We start from the raw sequence: 1,913 nt of genomic DNA on the forward strand, positions 1-1,913 counted from the left end.
ATGAGGGCCCGGTCGAGCAGCTCGCCTGTCATGCGCCCAGCCTATCCAGGCCGGGCCGGCGCGGCTCTGTCGCGTCCGCGGACGGCCTCCCGCGGCCGCCCTCAGCGGCCGTCGACCGGCAGCTCGTAGACGATGTCCCAGCGGGCGTCCGGGACGACCAGGTCGGCGGTCTCCACCGCGCGGCCCTCGGTGTCGAGGTACGTCCGCTCGATGAGGGTGACCAGGTCCCCGGCGGACAGGCCCAGCAGGTGCGCCTGCTCCTGGCCGGCCCGGGCGGGGCGCGGCCGTTCGACGGCGAGGTCGACGGTGATGCCGATCGAGGCCATCCGGGCGACCACGCCGGCGCCCGCCAGCGGGCCGAGCTCGGGCAGCAGCACCGGGGTGCCGTCGGTGACGGCCATCGGCTCCCAGCTCTCGGCGAGTTGGACGGGCCGGCCGTCCAGCAGGAACTCGTAGCAGGTGCGCACGGTCGGATCGCCCGGGGCGATGCCGAGGCGCTCGGCGATCCGGGCCGGCGCGGGGGTGCGTGCATAGCTGGTGGCGTCCCAGGTGCCGGCCGCGTCCGCGGTGCCGGGGCGGGGCGCGAACGGGGCCGCACCGTGCAGCGAGCGGTGGCGCGAGCGCACCATCGGGTGCCGCTCGGCGGGGGAGCGGACGTACGTCCCGGAGCCGGCCCGGCCCTCCAGCAGGCCCTCGGAGATGAGCAGTTCCTGGGCGCGCTGCAGCACGTTGGCGCCGACCCCGTAGTCGGCGGCGAGCCGGGCGCGGGAGGGCAGCCGCTCGCCGATCGGCCATTCGCCCCCGGTGACCCTTCGGCGCAGGTCGTCCGAGATCCGCAGGTACGGGGGCTCCTGTGAGGGCATCCGACTCTCCCGGTGGCAGGCACGTACCCTGCCGGGTCGGCAGGACGGGTGATCCAGCGTTGACAATCTAATGCATCAGGTGGAATCTAATGCCTTAGATTTACTATGCGTGATCACGTGCTCGCGGGGAGAGTCGTTGCGTGCGAACCACCAGGGTCTTTGAGCTCGCGAACCGGCTCGCCGCGGTCACCGGGACACGCGCCCGGATCCGCCAACGCCCCGGCGGGGGCTACCTGGTGGAGGCCGATCTGCCCGCCGCTCTGGCCGGTGAGGAGCACCGCCGGGTGCTCGACGTGCTGGCCGCCGCGGACCGCTACGGGCACCGCTTCAGCACCACCGCCCAGCGGGTCTGGGCCGAGATCGACGAGGAGTCGGCGCCGTGAGCAGCACCCGGGGCTTCACCGTGTCCATCGAGGACGTCACCGAACCCGCCACCTTCAGCAGACTGCCGGACGCCCTCGACGCGCTCTGGGACAGCCTGCGCGTCCTCCCGCTCGGCTGGTCCCAGTTCGAGGCCTACCGCTACTTCTTCGGGCCGGGCGCCGTCGAGCGGGTGGAGGCCTTCCTGGCCAGGGACGGCGAGTTCGGCCTCAGCTTCGCGATGGCCGGGCGCACCCACGCCGTGCGCCTGGTGCCGGTGCCGGTGCCGGTGCCGCCCGCGCCTCCCGGCCGCGGCTGAACAGCGCTCCGGGGCACGGGCGGGGTCGGCCGGGGCCGGTCAGGCCGCCGGGTCCGCCGGGTCGGGGAAGGACTGCAGCGTCACGAAGACCACCCGGCGGGCCTGTCCGGCGCCCTCGGTGCGGATCCGCACCCGCTGGCCCGGCCGCAGCAGCCGCAGGCCGCCGGCGTCGAAGGCCGCCGCGTCGAACGGCACCGGGGTGCCGTCGTCGAGCAGGACGGAGCCCGTCCGGGTGCCGGGATCGAAGGTGAACGCGGTGGCCTGCATGGCGCCCAGCATAGCGACGGCCGAACCGGGCCCCGGGCGCGAGGCGGTGGCGCGCAGCGCGGCCCGCGCGCCCCGGACGCCGACCCCCGCACCGGCCCCGGCAC

4 protein-coding genes are annotated in these 1,913 nt (G+C 75.4%); 2 read left to right on the forward strand and 2 right to left on the reverse strand.

Translation table 11 applies throughout. From position 1 onward, the window contains the following. Positions 1–101: 101 nt before the first annotated feature. A complete protein-coding gene (locus tag ACFV0G_RS38860; protein WP_380558475.1) occupies positions 102–863 on the reverse strand; it encodes a GntR family transcriptional regulator in 762 nt (253 codons plus the stop codon). Between the two features lie 140 nt (positions 864–1,003). Between ACFV0G_RS38860 and ACFV0G_RS38865 the strand changes: the two genes are divergently transcribed. Together ACFV0G_RS38865 and ACFV0G_RS38870 are read left to right on the forward strand one after the other, a co-directional pair. After that, positions 1,004–1,246, forward strand: a complete 243-nt coding sequence (locus ACFV0G_RS38865; protein WP_380558479.1) for a hypothetical protein — start codon at positions 1,004–1,006, stop codon at positions 1,244–1,246. Next, on the forward strand, positions 1,243–1,542 hold the full coding sequence (locus ACFV0G_RS38870; RefSeq protein ID WP_380558482.1) for a hypothetical protein: 300 nt from the start codon (positions 1,243–1,245) through the stop codon (positions 1,540–1,542). Before ACFV0G_RS38865 ends, ACFV0G_RS38870 begins: the two co-directional genes overlap by 4 nt. A gap of 39 nt (positions 1,543–1,581) precedes the next feature. On the opposite strand, the gene ACFV0G_RS38875 is transcribed toward ACFV0G_RS38870, so the two are convergent. Then, positions 1,582–1,809 (reverse strand): hypothetical protein, encoded by a 228-nt coding sequence (locus tag ACFV0G_RS38875; RefSeq protein WP_380558485.1) that lies wholly within the window; start codon positions 1,807–1,809, stop codon positions 1,582–1,584. Between the last annotated feature and the right edge of the window lie 104 nt (positions 1,810–1,913).

This window comes from Kitasatospora sp. NPDC059571, from assembly GCF_042735675.1.
In the GTDB taxonomy this organism is placed as follows: Bacteria; Actinomycetota; Actinomycetes; order Streptomycetales; family Streptomycetaceae; genus Kitasatospora.

Coding starts and splice junctions, on each gene's coding strand:
- ACFV0G_RS38860 (WP_380558475.1), bottom strand. CDS start 863: ATGCCCTCACAGGAGCCCCCGTACCTGCGGATCTCGGACGACCTGCGC.
- ACFV0G_RS38875 (WP_380558485.1), bottom strand. CDS start 1,809: ATGCAGGCCACCGCGTTCACCTTCGATCCCGGCACCCGGACGGGCTCC.